The organism is Cyclobacterium sp. L-R (genome assembly GCF_056859355.1).
On sequence record NZ_JBSXOH010000071.1, the window covers coordinates 1 to 19563 of the forward strand.

The 19563-nt window shown below is 41.8% G+C and carries 12 protein-coding genes; 1 reads left to right on the forward strand and 11 read right to left on the reverse strand.

All coding sequences use genetic code 11. The features are described from left to right. Positions 1-94: 94 nt before the first annotated feature. The 3 genes from AC13EX_RS10900 to AC13EX_RS10910 form a co-directional block, all read right to left on the reverse strand. Positions 95-2227 (reverse strand): alpha/beta hydrolase, encoded by a 2133-nt coding sequence (locus AC13EX_RS10900; protein ID WP_482892699.1) that lies wholly within the window; start codon positions 2225-2227, stop codon positions 95-97. A gap of 251 nt (positions 2228-2478) precedes the next feature. Beyond that, positions 2479-3930 carry a sulfatase gene (locus AC13EX_RS10905; RefSeq protein WP_482892700.1) on the reverse strand — a complete coding sequence of 484 codons (1452 nt, stop codon included), beginning with the start codon at positions 3928-3930 and terminating at the stop codon, positions 2479-2481. A 101-nt stretch (positions 3931-4031) separates the two neighbouring features. After that, the gene (locus tag AC13EX_RS10910; RefSeq protein WP_048642563.1) at positions 4032-4412 is read right to left on the reverse strand and encodes a PH domain-containing protein; all 381 of its coding nucleotides are present in this window, start codon (positions 4410-4412) and stop codon (positions 4032-4034) included. 98 nt (positions 4413-4510) lie between these two features. Here AC13EX_RS10910 and AC13EX_RS10915 point away from each other — a divergent pair, with 98 nt between their 5' ends. Continuing rightward, positions 4511-4678, forward strand: coding sequence for a hypothetical protein (locus AC13EX_RS10915; RefSeq protein ID WP_482892701.1), 168 nt, complete (start codon positions 4511-4513; stop codon positions 4676-4678). A 256-nt stretch (positions 4679-4934) separates the two neighbouring features. Here the strand turns inward: AC13EX_RS10915 and AC13EX_RS10920 are convergent, their stop codons facing one another. From AC13EX_RS10920 to AC13EX_RS10955, 8 genes are all read right to left on the reverse strand, one after another. After that, a complete protein-coding gene (locus AC13EX_RS10920; protein ID WP_482892702.1) occupies positions 4935-6632 on the reverse strand; it encodes a sulfatase family protein in 1698 nt (565 codons plus the stop codon). 490 nt (positions 6633-7122) lie between these two features. Next, positions 7123-8484 (reverse strand): hypothetical protein, encoded by a 1362-nt coding sequence (locus AC13EX_RS10925; protein WP_482892703.1) that lies wholly within the window; start codon positions 8482-8484, stop codon positions 7123-7125. A gap of 109 nt (positions 8485-8593) precedes the next feature. Beyond that, positions 8594-10393 carry a gamma-glutamyltransferase gene (gene ggt, locus AC13EX_RS10930; protein ID WP_482892704.1) on the reverse strand — a complete coding sequence of 600 codons (1800 nt, stop codon included), beginning with the start codon at positions 10391-10393 and terminating at the stop codon, positions 8594-8596. 93 nt (positions 10394-10486) lie between these two features. Then, a complete protein-coding gene (locus AC13EX_RS10935) occupies positions 10487-11641 on the reverse strand; it encodes a bile acid:sodium symporter family protein (protein ID WP_482892705.1) in 1155 nt (384 codons plus the stop codon). A 47-nt stretch (positions 11642-11688) separates the two neighbouring features. Beyond that, on the reverse strand, positions 11689-12240 hold the full coding sequence (locus tag AC13EX_RS10940) for a RidA family protein (protein ID WP_482892706.1): 552 nt from the start codon (positions 12238-12240) through the stop codon (positions 11689-11691). A gap of 255 nt (positions 12241-12495) precedes the next feature. Beyond that, complete coding sequence (locus AC13EX_RS10945) at positions 12496-14340, reverse strand: CocE/NonD family hydrolase (protein WP_339713552.1); 1845 nt, start codon at positions 14338-14340, stop codon at positions 12496-12498. A 103-nt stretch (positions 14341-14443) separates the two neighbouring features. Then, entirely contained in the window at positions 14444-16021 is a 1578-nt protein-coding gene (locus AC13EX_RS10950; protein ID WP_048644540.1) for a SusD/RagB family nutrient-binding outer membrane lipoprotein, read from the reverse strand. A 50-nt stretch (positions 16022-16071) separates the two neighbouring features. Further along, complete coding sequence (locus AC13EX_RS10955) at positions 16072-19506, reverse strand: SusC/RagA family TonB-linked outer membrane protein (protein WP_482892707.1); 3435 nt, start codon at positions 19504-19506, stop codon at positions 16072-16074. Positions 19507-19563: the final 57 nt, after the last annotated feature.

Genomic DNA, 19563 nt, shown 5'->3' on the forward strand with positions numbered 1-19563 from the left:
TCGTGTTTTGGTTGGTATTTTGTACCTTCATAGCTATATGTTTAAGACAACATAATTTAACTAAAGTAGGCCGGTTTTCATAAGGAAAATCGGCTTATTTTGTCTCAAGAGGCCATTTTTTCCTTAACTTAATAGCATTGACCTTCACTCTCCTAAAATGAAATTGATTGGCATAAATGGTGGCATTGGAGGTACTGTCATTTTTGTCATTGTAGAGGCTTTCGGCCCTTAGCCAGAGGTCCAGTTCCTGGTTTTTGGGGCTGTCCGGGGAAAGGGTTATGGGGGTGGTTTCACTTGTGCAGCTGGCTTGATTGAGTCGCTCCAGGTAGTGCATGTTGTTTACGCTTGTATAAGGCTGTGCAGGATGGTTGAGCAGGTAAGTGGGGTGAAAGGTATTGGTGTCTTTGGGGGCCAGGCCCTGCGGCAGGCGCAGATAGAGCAGTACCTCCTCTCCTGCTTCCCAGATGCCATTGCCATTGCCTTGTCCGCCTGACAAAGCCTCAAAAACAATGCTATCCATCCCCTGCTGATAGATTGGTACCTCGGGCACGGTTCTTCCATCCAGAAGGATCAGGTCTTCTTTGGGGCTGTAGATGGCTTTGGGGGCAGCAAAAGCCATGATCCTAAGGGTATCGGCCACTTGCTGGTCTGCCCTGATCACAAAATCTACCCCAGCCACAAAGCTGGAATCGGAATAGCGTCCAAAGGTAAATTGAAAGGCCTGCTCGCTATCGATCGCTGCTTTGGCTTCCAGGGCTGAGATGGTGATTTTTTCGGGGCTTATTTTTAAATGGGGATGGGTGCTTAGCGGGATGATCTCGATTTCCTGAGCCGGAGCATTGCCTATATTGACCAGAGAGAAATTCAGGCTTTCTGTTTTTCCCTCCTCAAAGTAAAAATGCTCCTGGTTGTTGGGGAATACCATGCCTAGTTGGGCTTCTGGTTCAGCTTCCCTGTTGATTCCCAGCCAATGGCCTCCACCGGACAATGCAAAGTCCAGCTTTCCTTCTTTGTCTGCGGATACAAGGTTGTCTGCTTCAAAAGCATGCGTAGAAAGATTGAACGATCGCAGAAGGTAGGCTTCCCCAGGCGCATAGCTTCCTGCCGTATTGACAGCAATGCTTTCTTCCTGCACGATGGGTCCATCGGGAATAAATGTTCGGGACAGCAGCTTCATTTTATTCGCTGTTGCATTTTCTATCAGGCTTAGGGCTGGGCTTTCCCGTTGGATCTCAAAGGTATTTCCGAACACTTCGAAATTGTCAAAACCCGGATTGACATGGTTCCATTTTGCAGGCAGCGCGGGGGTCTTTGCAAATTCATTGCGGTGAAAATCCAGTTGCTGTTCGGTATCTGCTGTCCAGTGATTGGGGTAGTCTGCGGTATGGGTTTCAAAATGGCTAAGGTCAGCACTTCCAAAAAGCTGGGTCATGTGCCAGTTGTTGTACTTGAGCCAGTCCCCATCGGTCTTGGTCAATCGCACGGCCAAACCCTTTAGGGAGCGGTGCATTTCCAGGACGGGGAAAACCACCTGTCGGTCTTTAGGGCCGTAGTAAGGGAGGTTTGCGGCAGGATCGAAAGCACTGACGGAGGCCACCAGGTCTTTGTTTTGTCCGGCTACATAATAGGAGGTCAAGCCGCCCATGCTCAGGCCTGTGATGGCTCTTTTGCTGCGGTCGGGAATGCTTCGGAAATTTTGGTCTACATGCTTTACCAACTCCCTGAAATGGGCACTAAAATCCCAGCCCCAATGTTCCCGCTCAGTTTCATGGGCACGTACATAATCATAAGGCAGGGCATTGCCATAGGGTATGCCTTCCCGCTCTTTTTTCCCCGGGGAAAGATTGGGTTCGTAGCCATCCCAGGTGACGATGATCAGGTTATTTTCCTGGGCATATTCTTTCCATTCCATCACAAAGGGAGGTTCCAATCGGCCGTTTTCCGGATAGTGTACATCGTCTTCCAGGTCGTAAGCATCCCATTTGTACCTGCCTCCATAGCCATGAAAATAATACACCACCGGGTACTGCTTGTCCGGTTGCTCAGCATAATCTCCCGGCAGATAGATCCTGTAATTTCGCTCGGTAGCGAAAGCATCACTATAGAAGGAAACGTCCTGATAGGGTTCGGTTTTTGGGGTTTCGCAAGCCAGGAGGCTTAGTAATACCAGAAGTATTGTAAAACTTTTGCAGGAGAGTAGGTGGCTGAGTGGTTGGGTGAAGGACATAGTGGTATTTTTATTTGTATTTGAACCTCGATGTTAAGTTTGATTTTGTCAGCATTGTTGCAGAAAAAAAGGCAACAATACCGCCAAAATCAGGTCATTCCTATTGATTTACCAGGGGCTGACACCCCTGGCTAATGTATTTCGCCCTTCCAGGGCTGGCAAAAGCAGGAACTAAAAGGTTCTCTTACTCGCTTAATTGTTGCCAATGTATTAAAATAAAATCATCCATTAAAGACCTAAGCTTTTTCTTCCTATCTGAATGGATTGGTGCCCCATTCGTATCTTTTTGCCGGATCGAAATTAGGATTGGGTACGGGGTTTTGGGCATTGGTCGCTACTTGCCATTTATTTAAGGCTTGCTTCATTTCGGCCAACTTATCAGGATAACTGAATTTCAGGTCTGTCATTTCATTGGTATCATACTTCAGGTTGTACAGGTCAAATTCTCCGGTGACCAGGTTTTCAATTATTTTCCAATCTCCTTTTCTCAATGCCGACATGGGCACCTCATGGTGGTAAACCGGGTAATGGGTGAACACTTCCCTTTCCGGGTCAAAGGAGTTTTCTGTTAAAGACGAAACCAATGAGACCCCATCCAAAACCTGGTTTTGTGGGCGTTTTCCTTTACCCAAATCCAAAAAGGTCGGGTAAAAGTCAACACTGGAAACAATGGCCTCAGTTGTGGTGGCTGCTTTCACCTTCTCGGGCCAGCGAACAATCAAAGGCACCCGAATTCCTCCTTCATATAGCGTTCCTTTTCCTGCCCGAAATGGGGTGTTGGAGGTGGCAATATAACGCAGGGGATGACCTTCTGGGTAGACATCCTTGCTATCTCCCCCCAATAAAGGGATGTTGTCATACCGGTTGTCCACTCCCCCATTGTCTGAATAGAAGATAAATACGGTATTCTCCGCCAAGCCCCTTTCCTCAATGGCGGCCATGATATCCCCAACACTTTCATCTATATGGGAAATCATAGCGGCATACACCGCATTGCTTGGATAGTCGGGATCTTTGGGTTTGTTAAGGTATTTATTGATCAGGTCCCTGTCTGCATCCAACTGTACATGCACATCGTAATGAGAGACAAACAGGAAAAATGGCTCGGCTTTGTTTTCCTCAATAAAGTCAACTCCCATACGGGTCAGCGTTTGGCTCAGTCGCTCATTTTCTCTGGGTTGGTACTCAGGAACAAACTTTGGATGGTAAAACCCTCCACCCGCATACATATACGCTTCATCATAGCCCCTGTTATTGGGCAGGTGTTCGGGGTTGTTTCCCAGGTGCCATTTCCCAAAATAACCGGTTTTGTAACCTGCAGCCTGCATGGCATTACCGATGGTTGAAATCTTATTGGGAAGATGTTGCACTTGGTGATGTGGAACGGTTACTTCCTCATTGGGGCGCCAGTGCCCCGGTATAAAATCGAAAATACCTACCCTCGCAGGATACTGACCTGCCTGTATACTGGCCCGGGTAGGCGAACAAACAGGTGCTGCATAAGCATTGCGAAACAACATCCCCTGGCTGACCAATTTGTCAATATTGGGGGTTTCATTGAATCGATTGCCATAAGCCGGCAGGTCTCTACCCCCCAAGTCATCGGCCATAATCAACACAATATTGGGTCGGTCCTGAGCAGTCGCAATAAAGGCGCTGAAAACAAAAATCAGCAGGATAAAAGTATTCAATAATTTAGTCATCGGGTAAATGGTTATTTGGGCAGTGATTGATTTCGTTTTTGAAGGTAGGCTCTCGCTTGTAAATTAAAGCAAAGGAAATCTGTGTGAATCAATGAAAAGCATTAACCCAATACAAAGCTTGCCAGTAATTTTTGAACCTCATAAACATCCACAGATTTATTGAATTTTTTACTTACGGCGGGTTGATGATCACTTGAGATCCAAATCTTCAATTCCGCGTCCAGGTCGAAAGTCCCTGCGGTCTCTATACTGAACCTGGAAATGCTCTTATAGGGCAAGGAAAGGTACTCTGATTTTCTTCCGGTAATACCTTGTTTGTCTACCAGGATCAGTCTTTTGCTGGTAAAAATAAAAGTGTCCCGAATCAGTTTAAAGCCGGTTTCAATTTGTTCCTCGGCGATTAAAATTTTACCGAAATCTTTCAGTAGGGTTTCTTTGTCTACTACTCCGGCATTGCCTAATAATGAATTAAATAATCCCATACAATTGGTTAATTGAGTGTTTGGTTTGCTTGTTTTTAGTGGATTAAATTTAGTAAATATTGTGGAGAATAAGGTTTTATCGAAAGGAATATCTATGAATGGTTTGGTATAAAGTTGGAGTATTTGCTGAGCTAAGTGCTTTTGCTACCCTATCCGGATTCCACCATCAAACTTATTCCTTTTCCATGGTACCTATACAACAATCAATTTCTCCCGCAGAGGAATTTGTAAGGAATGGTAAATTTAAAGCAATTGATTTGACATAAAAAGGCTTACAATTTAAACCTTATATTTTAGAATATTTGCGTCAGAAATCCCCCTTTGTCCCACTTACAGAAAGGGGGATTTTGTGCTTTTCAGATTGACGATTTCTTCGCTGATTTTGAATTTCCTTAGACCATTTCAACTACATCAATTGCGCTTTTAATCGATTCTGGATTTACGATTTACGAAAAAAAATCCCTCCTTGGTGGCGGAGGGATAAAAGCATTGTAAATTGAAACCAATTGGTTCCTGGTTTTTTTATTTATTTGAAGGCTCTCTACCGTCAAATATTTTATCCAATAGCTCGGTGTTTTTCCCTCCTGCGTAGGATTCGTTTTCCTGAAGAAAATCCAAATACTCATTCAGGTATTTTTGAGAGATCTCTGAGTTGTCACCATATTTCTCTCTTAAGCCATCCAATTTCTCATGCAATTCTGCTTGAATTTCTGCGTAGGCAGGATCATCATAGACATTTTTCAGTTCCATTGGATCATTGATTCTATCGATCAACTCCCATTCATCTGCATCAAAATAGTAATGTACCAGTTTGTATTCTTTGGTGACAATGGCATAGTGACGCTTCACCATATGCACAGAAGGGTATTCGTAATAGTGATAATACACTGCATCTCGTGTCCATTCACCTTCTCCTGTCAATAATGGTAAGAGACTTTCACCCTGCATATCTTTGGGAGCTTCTATCCCTGCTGCAGCCAGAAAGGTCTGGGCGAAATCCAGATTTTGAACCATTTCATTGGTTGTAGAACCTGGAGCTACTTTTCCGGGCCAAGCTACCAACAATGGTGTTTTAAAAGATTCGTCATATACAAAGCGTTTATCAAACCAGCCATGCTCACCAAGATAAAATCCCTGGTCAGAAGTATAAACGATAATGGTGTTTTCCATCAGGCCATTGGCTTCCAAATAGTCCAATACACGGCCAACGTTTTCATCGACCGCTTTGATGGTACCCAAATAATCCTGCATGTAACGCTGGTACCTCCACTTCATCTTGTCGGTATCAGTCATGTTCGGATAGGCCTTTTTAAAATCTTCGATCATCGGATTGTAGGAAGCATCCCAAACAGCGCGTTGCTCCGGATTCATGCGTCCTACTTCTCCATCAAAGGCAGCTTTGTCCCAACTGGAATTGGGGGCTATGCCCAACTCATCCATCACTGCCGGTGGAATTTTAGAATCTCCCGCCCAGTGCATATCGGTAAGCAAATTCATTTCAGCTTCGTGCGCCGCTCGACCTCTACCTGAATAATCATCAAACAAGGTTGGAGGCTCCGGGAAAGACCTTTTGGTAAACTCTTCTACATGTCTGCCTGCAGGAAGCCATTCTCTGTGAGGCGCTTTGTGCAGGTAAAAAAGTAGGAAAGGATCTTCTTTGGTGCGCTCATTTTCCAACCAATTTAGCGTCATGTCAGTAATGATATCTGTGACATAACCTTCCACTTCTATTTTACCTTCATCCTTGGTGATAAAGACCGGATTGTAATATTTTCCCTGCCCGGGTAGGATTTTGAACTGATCAAAACCTTTTGGGCTATTTCCAAAATGCAACTTGCCAAACATGGCTGTCTGGTAACCTGCCTCCTGAAAAATCTGCGGAAAAGTCACATTGGTGGTATCAAAAGGAAAATGGTTGTCTACCTTTCCATTGATATGGCTGTGCTTTCCTGTCAAAATCGTGGCTCTGGAAGGTGCACAAATGGAGTTTGTCACCGTAGCATTGGTGAAAAGCATACCCATTTTCGCAATTCTATCGATATTAGGCGTTTCGATCAGCGTATTGTCATAAGCAGAAATGGCCTGATAGGCATGATCATCTGACATGATAAACACTATGTTTGGTCGGTCAGAGGTGCTTTGCTCTTCAGACGCTTGACCACAGCCTGTAAGGCCGAGAAACAAAAGCAAGCCTGCTATTATAGACGTATATTTTTCCATTAAGTATATGATTTATTGTTATGATCGGGAAAATTAGGGCTTTGGTGTAATAATTAAAAATGTTTTATCAAATTAAGCCAGATTATGTCATTTTGAGTAGTCCATTTTATTGATTTCCTTAAGTCCGATAAAATAGAAATGTCCGAAAACCAAGAGGGTTTAAAAGCCTTACTTTTTGTAGATGTGTGCGGATTTGGGCTTATTAGGAGTAATATTAAGTATTGATAAAAAATCCCCCTGCCCCCTTTAAGGGGGATTTTAATGCGTCCGGATTAGCGGGACAGTTATTATATGTCGCCTTTATCAGCCCATTTCAAAAGCACCAATTCAACATTAAATTATTAAATCAGGATTAAAAAGTGCAAATCCTATATATGCTAGCAATCAATTACTGAACGGATAAAATTAAAAAGCGTCATCTACAAGGGAATAATATTCCTCGTTGATGACGCTTGCATTCTTTTGGAAATGCCTTTTGGGCCCTCCATTTTTATTTTTTAAACCTTTCAGGAATAATAAACTCATAGCCTTTAGGAGGCCATGGGCCTACGCTTTGTCCTTCAGGACGAGGAGCTGTTGGTCTGATAGGATCAAAACCGGCTGCGGAATATTTAATATTCAAGAATGGTGTTTCAATTTTTTTACCGTCTACAAGAGACCGGATACCCATATCTGAAATACCACTTGTCAACAAGGTTCGCTCCACTGGGGCTGTTGGCTTGCCTGTGACAATAAACTTCTGGATATTGAGTGTCAGGTAACTGAAATGAGAATAACTCATGCTATGGTCCAGCACAAATTCAGTAGCTACCTGGCCTTGGGAAGTGTTGGCTGCATAAGCCCAACCCTGATTAACATATCCTGTGAGCATTACAATCGCACCTTTGGTGCCATCTGTATATTCAACGATAATAGCATTTGGATCTTTTACCAAATCCCGCATATTCCCTTCTTTTCTACCTTGAATTTTACTGCAAGCAGCTTCCACCAATTCCAGGTTGATGCGACCATCATCCATGGCTTTCCACACATCGGATCCACTAAGTCCTAGCACACTAGAAACACCAGTTTCCCCTCCTTCTCTTCTTTCCACCATGCATTGTAGAATCTCTGCTACATGGAAACCATAAGCATCCAGAGAAGCATAACCAATCCCGACTGCTTCAGAGATTTTCACTCCTAGCGGATGTTCCAGTGGTTTATCCCTCCAGCAAAAAGGCAAAGAAGATCCTGCCATCATTGGCACATTCAATTCCTTAGACCTGTCATAAACCCATTTGCTATCCAACCAACTGTACGACAAATGCTTGTCATTGAACAAAGGAACTGATTTGTTAGAGGCATCAAATACCCTAAAAATCTGCTCCAGGTAATTCATTCTCGGGTACATTTTTATACCATAGCGACTTTTGTCATAATCACCATGCTCTCCCACATATATCACGGCATCAACAGCCAACTTGTCTCCCCCAAGGGTCAATGCACCTGCAATGGTATCGTACATTTTTGCACCATTCATACCGGCAATCTGTACCCCTGTATCATTGTCTCCAATCTGGTCAATCCAAACCGATACAATCTTTACTTGAGGAGCTACCATGCCATCATCCGTAGGTATCCCTACAAAAAGCTTGGTGGCAATTACATCAACATGGGCACTGTTTCTGTAGATATTAGCAATCAAGGCAACTGTTTTTTGCTCAGAAGCAGGCTTATCACTGTTTAACTCAATGACTTTAGCCATGGCTTTTGCTTCAGATTCCCAGAACAAGCCTGATAAATTGATAGCAGTGGCCGCCAAAGCTGATTTCTTTATAAAATTCCTTCGTGGGTTTTCTTTTTCGTTGTTCATGTTTATAGCCAATAGCGGTTAATTTTTTAAGGTTACTTATCGTTTATGCATTTGGCATCAATACCCAAAAGTGTTGTCTCCTGGAGATTAACCAATTATAGCCAGTTTTTTACCAGCCTACTGCATAACCATTTCTTCTTGGGTCAGCACCTCCCATAATCCATCCGGTTTTTCTGTCTATGGAAACGCCTTGCGCACCGCCCACCGTCATGGACCAATCTCCTAAACTGGTATCCAAAAGGTAGCCCATTTGTCTTAAACTTTTGAGGACCTCATTATCTACTCTGGTTTCAATTATAATTTCTTTAGCTGGAACAGATCCCAATTCGTCTTTCCATCGAAACCTAGGCGCACTAATGGCATCCTGTATGTTCATACCAAAATCAACATAATTCATGGCTACCTGCGGTACAGACTGCAAAATCCCAAAACTACCTGGAGAACCTACCACCAATTCAGGTTTGCCATCCTTATGGAATTGCATCATACCTCCTACACACCAACCTACGGCCTTCCATGGCTCTACACTATTGGCCAATCCTGGTGTTTTTTCCATCCAATCTATGGCACTATTGAAAATCAATCCGGTTTTTCCTGCTACATAGCCAGAGCCAAAGCCTCCACCGTGAGTTTGGATGATTACCACCGCATTGCCCCATTGATCCATTGCAGAAAGACTAGTGGTAGCGTACTGGTACTTTGGATCCATCTTGTCTTTCAAATTCCCCAACAACTCAAGTTCAGATTCAGTGAAATCACTTTTTTCTGCTATTTTACGGTTCTTCACCCTTTCAACCACTTTCTTGCGTTGTTCATCAAGATAACTATCAGAAAGCAACCTGTCAACAGGTACATCAACATAATCAGGATCACCTACATACTTGTCAGTATCTATTCTACTCAAGTAAATGGCTTCCATTAAATGGGCAAGGTATTCGGTGCTATTGTGCCCCATGGCTTTCAAGTCAAAGCCTTCCATGATTTTCAAGGTTTGCAACTGCTGAATTCCCATACCCGGAGGAGGGTTATTGTACACTTTGTATCCCCGATAATCAATTGAGATAGGATCTGTCCATTGTACGCGACCTGGCACCATTGCCAAATCTTCTACCGTAATAAAACCTCCGTCTTTTTTAAATGCTGCGGCAATTTGTTCCGCAATATCTCCCTGATAAAAAACTTCAATACCTTCATCAGCTATTCGTCTCATGGTTTTTGCCAAAGGTTTATTGGTAAAAATATCACCAATTTCATAAGGATTTTCTCCATCCTTAAAAAGTATGGCTACTGATTCCTTGTGAGGTTTTACTCTTTCGACAGTACCTCTCCACATGGCTTGATCAAACTCGGTAATTGGAACACCATTTTCTAAATAATCAATGGTTGGTTCAAATACCTCTTTTAAGGTCATGGTTCCATAATCTTCCAAAGCTCTATTCCATCCGGCAAGATTTCCGGGAATGGCTACAATTCTAGGTCCCACTGTTTCAATGGCACCATGACCTGCACCATCAGCAGCTTTTGCTTCACCCTTTAAAGATTGGGTTTTAAAAGATTTGGGAACCCAACCACCAAACACAAGTGATCTCACCCTGTCCTCTTTGGCCGAGTAAAAGAGCATGTACCCTACACCAGCAGTACCGGACATATAAGGTTCTACGGCATTCAATGAGGCTGCCGCTGCAACTATGGCATCAATGGCATTTCCACCATTAGCCAAAACTTTCTGGCCTGCAAGACTTGCCAAAGGATTCGCTGAAGCCACCATTCCTTTTTTACCCATTGCTGCGGGACGAAGGTTTTCTTTCGCTACCTGCGCAAAGGAGTTAAAGCTTAGAATGGTCATTATCAAAATCACAGCAAACAATGCGTTTTTAAAAGCAAGTCGTTTTATGTAGTTGGTTTTCATACTTTCTTAATTTTAATTTTAATCTCTTTGGACAATTAAGTATCTATTTAATAAAAGCTTAAGACCAAAGTTTTGTTTTATATATTAGGCCAATCAAGACTCCCCTGAAAGCCCTATATTGCCTTTTTCATCCTCTTTAACAACTTCCGAAAGATTGGCATCGAGGGATTCCGGCGAATTTTTACCATTCCAATAAGAGGCTAAAACAGATGAAGTGAAACCCATCAAAGGCCCACAAACAGCAGAAGCTAGCCCTACTGTGGCTATTTTTCCCATCTCTTTGGCTATACCAGATACAAGTCCCGCATTTTGCATACCAGTTGTTATTGAAATTGTTCTGCAATGCTGTTCTTCCAATTTGAAAAGCCGAGCCATCCAATAGGCCGATAAGTAACCTAGGAGGTTAAGTAACAGGACCATCAGCACCAACATCAAGCCCATATTCAAAAGGCTTTCTCTTCCTGCTGCCATAATTATGGCCACAATGAAAGCGATGCCCACCATAGATACGATTGGCATGGAAGCATCCAACCATTTGGCCTTACCATGCAGAAACTTATTAAAAATCAAGCCTGCACCAATAGGGAAAAGCACCATTTTAACGATACTCCACATCATACCCAAAACATCAATAGGAATAAATCCGCCTGCATAAAATTTCATTAATACAGGGATAAACAAGGGAGCCAAAAGGGTGGTTACAGATACGATGGTGATGCAAAGGGCTACATTTGCCTTGGCCAAATAAGCAAAAACTGGGGAAGCCACGGATACAGGTGCACATCCCAATAAAATAAGGCCGGCAGAAATTTCAGGGGAAAAACCACTTGCTGAAGCTAAGGAGAAAGCGATCAAAGGCATTAATAAAAACTGTGCTGACACACCTACAATTACCGATTTCGGGGATTTCCCTAGGGCAATAAAATCCTTTATCCCCATCGAGGTTCCCATCCCAAACATGATCACTTGAATCAATGGCGTTATTAAACCTGCCAATTCATACCCTCTGAATTCTAGAAAATAATTCGGGAAATTTAATGCTGTAGCAACTACCGTCAGTATTATTAAAGTAAAGGAAAGTCCTTTGGTTGCTTGAAATGCCCTAACCCCAATAGCTGTCATTAAAAAAAACGCCATCAGAACCGGACCTAAGTAGCTTGTATTCTGAGTAAATAGCAACACCAACACTGCAATAAAAAGCAAAATGGCGCATGCTATTATTATTTTATAAATCCCATGTATTTTCAAAGCAGATGGTATTATAAATGTTAGGTGATTTATTTAATATTTTTGTTTTATTCTTCTTTCAGCTCTACTATCATCTCAATTTCTACAGGAATGCCAAAAGGTAAAGACCCCATACCTACAGCAGAACGCGCATGTTTACCACTCTCACCGAATACTTCAACCATAAAATCAGAGAATCCATGCATAACTATTGGCTGCTGCTCAAAAGTAGGTACACAATTGACCATTCCAAGCACTTTTACGATTCTTTTTACTCTATTAAGTGATCCTATGGTATGTTTAAGTGAGCTCAATAGTGAAATCCCTGTCAATCTTGCAGCTTCTGCTCCTTGTTCTACAGTAAACTCTGAACCAACTTTACCTTTCATGTATTCACCATTTTCTTGCATAGGGCCATGGCCTGAAAGGAATACCAGGTTACCAACCTGAACGGCCAATACAAAATTAGCTGTAGGCTCGCCAGGAACTTTTAGGGTTATTCCCATTTCCTTTAATTTTGCTTCGGGATCGTTACCTGAATTTTGTGCAAAAGTGGATTCTAACTGACCAACTAAAAGAAAAATTGTCAGTAATAGTATTTGATGAATTTTAATAGTCATAACAGGAGTAAATTTAAAACATGTGGGTAATAAAACACCTTCAAATATGCAAATCTAATTTGATTTTGGGCACTTATCCCTAAATTTGATTGGGCATTTTTGATGAATGGTGCAAATCTCACATAAACCAAGGCATTTGCAAGCCATTGATCATACCATTCTATCTTAGTAAAATAATCCATTCCCCGAATTGACTTCAGAGAATGGATTAGAGAATTAGTGGTTATTAGTGAGTGGTTTTTCTATATACAATCTTTAGAAACCAGGAACAATTGGCAACAGTATATGACTGGGCTTAGGCCCTCCATGGTGAATTGTTTGTTGCGCAACCCGGGTCTCTGTACTGCTTCCCAATGGTGCCCCAGTATTTGGATTTCGGTCAAATTGAGGAAAATTACTTGAAGTAATGTCCACCCTTATTCTATGACCGGGAAGGAATACATTGGCAGTTCCGGTAAGGGTTATTTCGTATTCGTATACCTTATTGGGCTTCAATAGCTCTATTTTGTCTGTTCCATTTCTGAACTTTGCTCTCAAAATTCCTTCGGATATTGGGTAAGCACTCCCATCAGGATAAACATCTACCAATTTTATCATCCAATCTGTATCAAGACCGTCGGTAGCTGCAAATAGCTTCATGGAAACCGGCCCAGCTATACTTATAGGTTCTGTTAAAAACTCAGAAGTGTAAACCAATATATCGTTTCGCCTCTCGAGGATTCGTTGGTCCTTTGGTCCTGATTGTGTAGGTGTGCCACAGCAGTTGTTCCCGCCATAAGTAGGTACCGGAACTTGCGGATCATAAGTATAGGTATCAGTAACTGCTTTACTTGGTTTTTCAAAACTCAACTTTCCTCCACCTCTACCAGAATTGGCTGGTGCATCTCCTCCAAGGTACAATTCCTTGTATTGTGTTTCGGGAATAGGCCAGTCGTCTTCATGACGCCATTTGTTTTCCCCCATATAATAGATTTGAACAGGCTTTTCTTTGTCCAATCCATTTTGAATTCCTTTCAGGTGGAAGTCATAATACTTCAACTCTTCCTCAAATAGATCTATATAAGCATCATCGGTAAATTTCATGTCACCAAATGAGGAAGAAGGGCCATGTCCCCAAGGCCCTATAAGCAATTTAGTGCCCTTTCTTGCTTCCGGAGTTCCTCCATGGTTTTTCATCCCTACATACCCGTTGATTGTACCCATCACGAAGATATCAAACCAACCTCCCGTATTGTAGGCAGGAACGGTGATCTTACTAAATCGCTCTTCATCACTTACAGACTTCCAATACTCATCGTAAGATTCATGGGCGATCCAATCCCTATAAAAAGGAACAGCTTTCCCCGCACTTACCAAGTCACCATCCTTGAGCGGTAGATGATACAGTATGTTTTCATACTTTAGTTCTTCGGGAGTATACTTGGCCGTGTGCCAATGTTGTGGCAACATGATCTTATTTGGCATTCTCACCACTCCCCAACCATAGTTAAAGCTCAATCTAAAAGCCCCACCCATGGTAATCCAATTGGCATATACATTGGTAGAGGCTACGGATGGAAAAATCGCTACCAAACCAGACGGATCCTGACTGGCTCCAGCCCATTGGTTATGCCCCAAATAGCTACCACCCTGTGTGGCTACTTTACCGTTTGAACATTCCAATTTTGCAGCCCACTCTATGGTATCAAAACCATCGTTGGCCTCATCTCTAAATGGATCCCACAAGCCTTCACTTTCATATCTCCCTCTTACATCCTGAACGATAGCCACATACCCTCTTTGCGCAAATTTTATCATTCGCTCATGATGTACCCCATCTCTTTGTACGCCGTATGGAGTACGGGTCAATATGACAGGATATTTCCCGTCTTTTACCGGTCGATAGATATCGGCATAAAGAATCACCCCATCTCTCATTTTTACCGGCTGATGTCTTTCAATCCTGATCTCGTTCAGTATTGGGTCTGGATCTGGGATATAATCCGCCTTCACCATTCCTATTGAGATTACCAACAGAAAGGCCAATAACCATTGGGATTTCCCGCAAAGTTGCTTTACAAAAAATGGATGTTGACTTATAGTTTGTCTTTTTCTCCTCATATTTAATTTGGTCGACTATTTTTATTGTTACCAAAATACAAGCCTGAGTTCGACCAATAGTACATCGAACTCAGGTTATATTTATTGTTAGAAATAAGTTAATCTATCTTGGGAATTTGGGATCCCACCAAACAGTACTTGTCAATAAATTACCAACACCTTGTCTATTGTAAGCTTCCATAAAATTATCCTCATTAAGATTCAATTCGGAATCTGGAATAATAAGCCTTCTAGGTATGGTACCACCAGTAATATTACCAGGATAATTGGTTGGAATTAACTCCGGATAACCAGTTCTTCTCCAGTTAGAAAATATCTCATAATTATCGAGAAGCAATGACACCCATTTTTGGGTACTTATTTGCTCAAGTTTTTCCTCAAACGAACCGCTTTCCATAAATGGATTCTTAGCAATATAAGCTTCAATTTTCTCAGTTGAAATGATACCCTCATCGCCAAATAGCGCCCAATGTCTCATTCCTGCTCTTACTGCATCTTCATAGGCTGCTTTTGCACTACCTGTGTACCAACCTCTGATACTGGCTTCCGCAAGCAATAAGTTGGTCTCGGCATTGGTCATTGTCAACACTGGGCTGGCATAACTCAATACTGTATTTGGATGTGGTTCAGAATAGGTGTGAAAATCGTCAGGCTCACCGAATAAGGCTCCATTTTTCATTCCCCTCTGAATACTTGTAGCTGTGTCGTAGACATATCCGTCTCCATCAGGATTGTCCACCCAAACTACGGAAATAACGTTCAACCTAGGGTCTCCTGTTGCTTTTAAATGTTCGATTAAAGTCTCGGCATATTTTCCACCTTGGGTATTACTAACCCCTGCCTGTGGATTCTGGTAATCCTGCACAAGGAGATTGGCAGCTTTAGGATTCCTACTGTGTTCTATTTGACCATCAAGGTAAGTGACTTTAGCAATTTCTTCGTCGGTCATAATCACTCCACCAGCAATTGCTTTTTTGGCCCAGGTTTCTGCCAAATCCGGACGAACCTCCGTCAAGCGCATACTTAATCGAAGCATAAGTGAATTGGCAAACTTTTTCCATTTGTCTATGTCTCCGCCATAAAATAAATCAGAAGGACCAAAAGTAGGGAGAGAAGGATTAAATGAACTTCCTGCCTGCTCCAATTCTTTTAGCATGTCTTCATAGATGGCTTCCTGTGTATCATACTTAGGCTGTAATAATCCTTCAGCACTTTTCAATGCTTCAAAATAAGGTACATCTCCATGTAAATCCGTAACCAGATGAAACATATAGACTTTCCATATCCTCGCTGCAGAAAGCATATTGATCGAATTGGGATCATCCTTCACGCCATTGATCACTCGCTCATTATCAGCAAGAGCGGTATTGTAAACAGCCCAATGACTTCTTGCGGCACTTTCATTGAAATATTTATCACCCGTACCTCTTACTTCAGAGTGGGTGGCAAAATGCTGCATTGCTTGGGCAAAGATAAAATGTTGCCCATCTGCTCCATTGGTGAAGTTAAAGGACACCCCATCGAGCAAGGAATTGGTAAACAGAAATTCCGGTATAACCTCTTCATAAGCATTGGGATTCTTATTTAAGTCGCTCAGACTATCTGTAAAATCATTACAGGAGGTCAAACCCACCAATGCCATGGCAAGACCTATTATATATATATTTGAATACTTTTTCATAATATCATATTGGTTAAGAAATAAATTGGTGAAATGCAGGATGCTTTTCATTAAAAACCTATCCTTAAATTAAAACCTATCTCTCTAGTCCTGGGAAGCATTACCCCAGAGAAATTCTGAGAGTTGCTATTAGGATCTGATGCTTGCTCAGGATCGAAATGATCAGAGTTTCTATATAGTATGGCAAGGTTCCTTGCAACCAAAGATATTTGTGCTGTTGTCAGGTTAACGAAATTCAGTTTATCAACTGGGATGTTATAGTTTAACACAACACTTCTTAATTTCACAAAACTTCCATCAATCATAAAATTAGTAGCATACTGTCCATCATTGTTATAATATGTGGACATAAAGCTAGAAGGCCAGGTTTTAGAAAATGCATCTCCATTTTCATCCACGCCTTCAACGGTCAGGCCATTGTCTCTTCCTGGAAGGGTTTCCTTAAGAAAACCGAATCTCCACATGTATTGCTTGGCCTGTGAAAAGAACTGATTTCCGAATTTCGCATCAATTAGTGCGTTCAGGGAAAAGTTCTTGTAAGTAAAGGTGTTTTCAAATCCCATAGTATAAGGAGGAACACCTATTCCAAGTGGCATAGTTGGACCTAACATTGCGTATCCACTTAGGCTATTGTAAACTCTGATACCATCTTCATTATACTCATAACTTCTACCAAACCTTGTACTAGAATCTTTACCTAGCAAACTGCTGTTACCTGTTGCCTGACCCGGTGCTAGAGTAAGTACTCTGTTTTTATTGTAAGCAAGATTATAGCTTACATTCCAAGAGAAAACGGAAGTTCTAATTGGGTTACCGGTCAATAGTAACTCTATCCCTTTATTGCTGATTTCACCTACATTCAATAAGGTGGATGTAGCTCCCGAAGAAGGGGCAATGGAAGTAGAAACGATGTCATCCTGGTTGATTTTACTATAAAGCGTGAAGTCAATACCAAACCTATTGTCGAAAAATTGAGCATCAAAGCCTATTTCCGATGTAGTAGAAGTCAAAGGTCTCAATTCAGGGTTTGAAATCGCTGAACTTGAAGTTTGTACCGGCACGCCTAAATGTCCTCCCAAACGGAAGCCATACAATTGGTTAATGGCATAAGCATCCACAGTAGCAGAACCTACCTGAGCCCAAGAACCTCTCAACTTGGCGAAGCTAATCGCATCAGGAAGATCAAAAGCATTGGATAAGATCACACTACCACCAACTGATGGATAAAAGATTTTATTATTACCAGGATTAAGTGTAGAAAATTGATCTTGTCTTCCTGTGATACTCAAGTAATAAGTTTCTTTAAAGTTAAAATCCAGAGAACTGAATACTGAATTGGTACCTGTTCTATAAAAACCTTTGGAAGGTGCCAAAATATTTAAGTTAACAGGGCTAATCCAGTCTGGAATAATGTATTCGGATCCTATAAGGTTAGACACATCCAGTATATCTCTTTCCAAATTACCTCCAACCATAGCTGTTAGATTAATACCGTTTCCGAAAGTGGTATTGTAATTGGCAATCACACGTCCATTGGAACGGGTACGAAGTTCTTCTTGAGAACGGTAAGTTCCCAATGGTCTGAATGCTGTGCCAACCGGATAGAAATCCTCTTCTCTCCAGCTACTAAAATCACGCATAAAATCCGCTTTAATAAATAAATTAGGCAATAGATCATACGTCAAACTTCCCTGAGCAATAACCCTGTCTTTCACATCCTGATTACCCATTCTGTCTCTGGCAAAGTATGGGTTAGTAGCTTGGTTTACGTGTTGCCATTCTACTTCCTGTCCTGTTTCGGGATTGTATCCTGGAGCAAGATCCGTAACGTCTACTGTATTGGCAAGCAAATACACTCCCCATGCTGAGTTTGTTCCTACATACCCAACACCTGGACGATTGGTGCCTACTTCATAGTTGTATTGCACCTGGGTATCAAAACTCAATTTATCACTCAAAAAAGCTTTCAAGTTAACATTGGCAGTTTGTCGATCATAGGTAGACCCATGTACAATGGCACCTGACTGAAGATCTGAAGCTGAAACTCTGTAGAGGACAGACTCATTGCCTCCTGAGAACGATACCGTATTGACAATATTTGTACTGTTTCTGTAGAATGCTTTAATATTGTCTTTAACATTCACAGGTGAATAAGGCCGCTCAACTCCGTCAAATTGTACGTAAGGTTGACCATCCATCGGCTCTCCATAAGACAAACGCCCTGTACTGATTGCTTCTCCTTGACTTTGTGGACGTACGCCTAAGCTACCTTGTCCATATTCATATTGGTATTCTGGGAAAATATTAATGGTTCCTAGCGTGAAATTTGAATTAAGCTCTATGCCTATCCCCTTTTGTTGTCTTGTACCTTTTTTGGTTGTGATAAGGATAACTCCATTCGCCGCCTGACTTCCATACAATGCAGCAGCAGCACCGCCTTTTAGCACACTTATGGATTCGATGTCATCAGGGTTTATACTCGATATTCCATCTCCCAAATCCGTTGTAGCTCCATTGGCCTGATCCTTTACAGTAGAAGGTCTATTAGAGATAGGCATACCATTGATTACATATAGTGGTTGGTTATTGCCATTTAATGAGCCATTCCCCCTAATTACTACACGACTGGAACTGCCTGGCCCACTTGCCATACTCGTTGCATTTACACCAGCGATTTTACCTGTCAATGAATTCGCTAAATTGGTTTCTCTGGATTTGGTAAATTCCTCACCTTTCACTTCAGTCACTGAATAAACCAAAGATTCCTTTTTTCTTTCCAGTCCAAAGGCAGTAACCACTACCTCTCCTAAGGCCTGGGATTCATCTACCATGGTCACATTAATAATGCTTCTTCCACCGATCGGAATTTCTTGGGAAGTAAAGCCTATAAAGGAGAAAATCAAGGTTCCATTGCCATTTGGCGCTGTGATGGAGTATTTTCCATCCATATCAGTAACAGATCCAATATTGGTTCCTTTAAGAAGCACATTTACCCCAGGTAATGTTTCTCCATTTTCTGAGGAAACAGTTCCGGAAATGCTCACTTCCTCCACTTTTTCTGTCCTGTTGGTTTCTTTCTTTCCAGAATTATTGGATTTAGCGGCAGGGAGATTAATTGGGGCTGCATCATTGTTAATGGCTCCTTTCTCCTCCTTATCTGTGATCACATAAAATCCATCATCCAATTTATGATAGCTCAAATTGCTCTTAGAGGTCATTTTGGAAAGATGCTCTTCTACAGACTTTGATTTGTCTGATACATTATAAGAGATTTTTGTATGAATCAAATCACTGTTACAAACAATAGAAACCTCATACATTGGTTCCAGTACCTTAATCAAAGTCTTCAAATTATTAATTTCGACCTTTTTCTTGACGTATCCCGTCTGCGGATCATCCCTCAGTGCGAGTTCCTGGGCTTGTACATTCATTATCCCAACCATGAAGATGAGTAATGAAAATTTAATTTTGTTAAGTTTTTTCATATTCGCAATTGTTAGGTTGTTAGTTATAGATGCAGATCACTTTCAATACAACAATTA

Bases quoted from the DNA above. Each gene is read 5' to 3' on its own strand.
- ggt (WP_482892704.1), bottom strand. From the start codon at position 10,393: ATGAAAACCAACTACATAAAACGACTTGCTTTTAAAAACGCATTGTTT.
- AC13EX_RS10905 (WP_482892700.1), bottom strand. From the start codon at position 3,930: ATGACTAAATTATTGAATACTTTTATCCTGCTGATTTTTGTTTTCAGC.
- AC13EX_RS10950 (WP_048644540.1), bottom strand. From the start codon at position 16,021: ATGAAAAAGTATTCAAATATATATATAATAGGTCTTGCCATGGCATTG.
- AC13EX_RS10915 (WP_482892701.1), top strand. From the start codon at position 4,511: ATGGTTTGGTATAAAGTTGGAGTATTTGCTGAGCTAAGTGCTTTTGCT.
- AC13EX_RS10900 (WP_482892699.1), bottom strand. From the start codon at position 2,227: ATGTCCTTCACCCAACCACTCAGCCACCTACTCTCCTGCAAAAGTTTT.
- AC13EX_RS10910 (WP_048642563.1), bottom strand. From the start codon at position 4,412: ATGGGATTATTTAATTCATTATTAGGCAATGCCGGAGTAGTAGACAAA.
- AC13EX_RS10955 (WP_482892707.1), bottom strand. From the start codon at position 19,506: ATGAAAAAACTTAACAAAATTAAATTTTCATTACTCATCTTCATGGTT.
- AC13EX_RS10920 (WP_482892702.1), bottom strand. From the start codon at position 6,632: ATGGAAAAATATACGTCTATAATAGCAGGCTTGCTTTTGTTTCTCGGC.
- AC13EX_RS10945 (WP_339713552.1), bottom strand. From the start codon at position 14,340: ATGAGGAGAAAAAGACAAACTATAAGTCAACATCCATTTTTTGTAAAG.
- AC13EX_RS10925 (WP_482892703.1), bottom strand. From the start codon at position 8,484: ATGAACAACGAAAAAGAAAACCCACGAAGGAATTTTATAAAGAAATCA.
- AC13EX_RS10940 (WP_482892706.1), bottom strand. From the start codon at position 12,240: ATGACTATTAAAATTCATCAAATACTATTACTGACAATTTTTCTTTTA.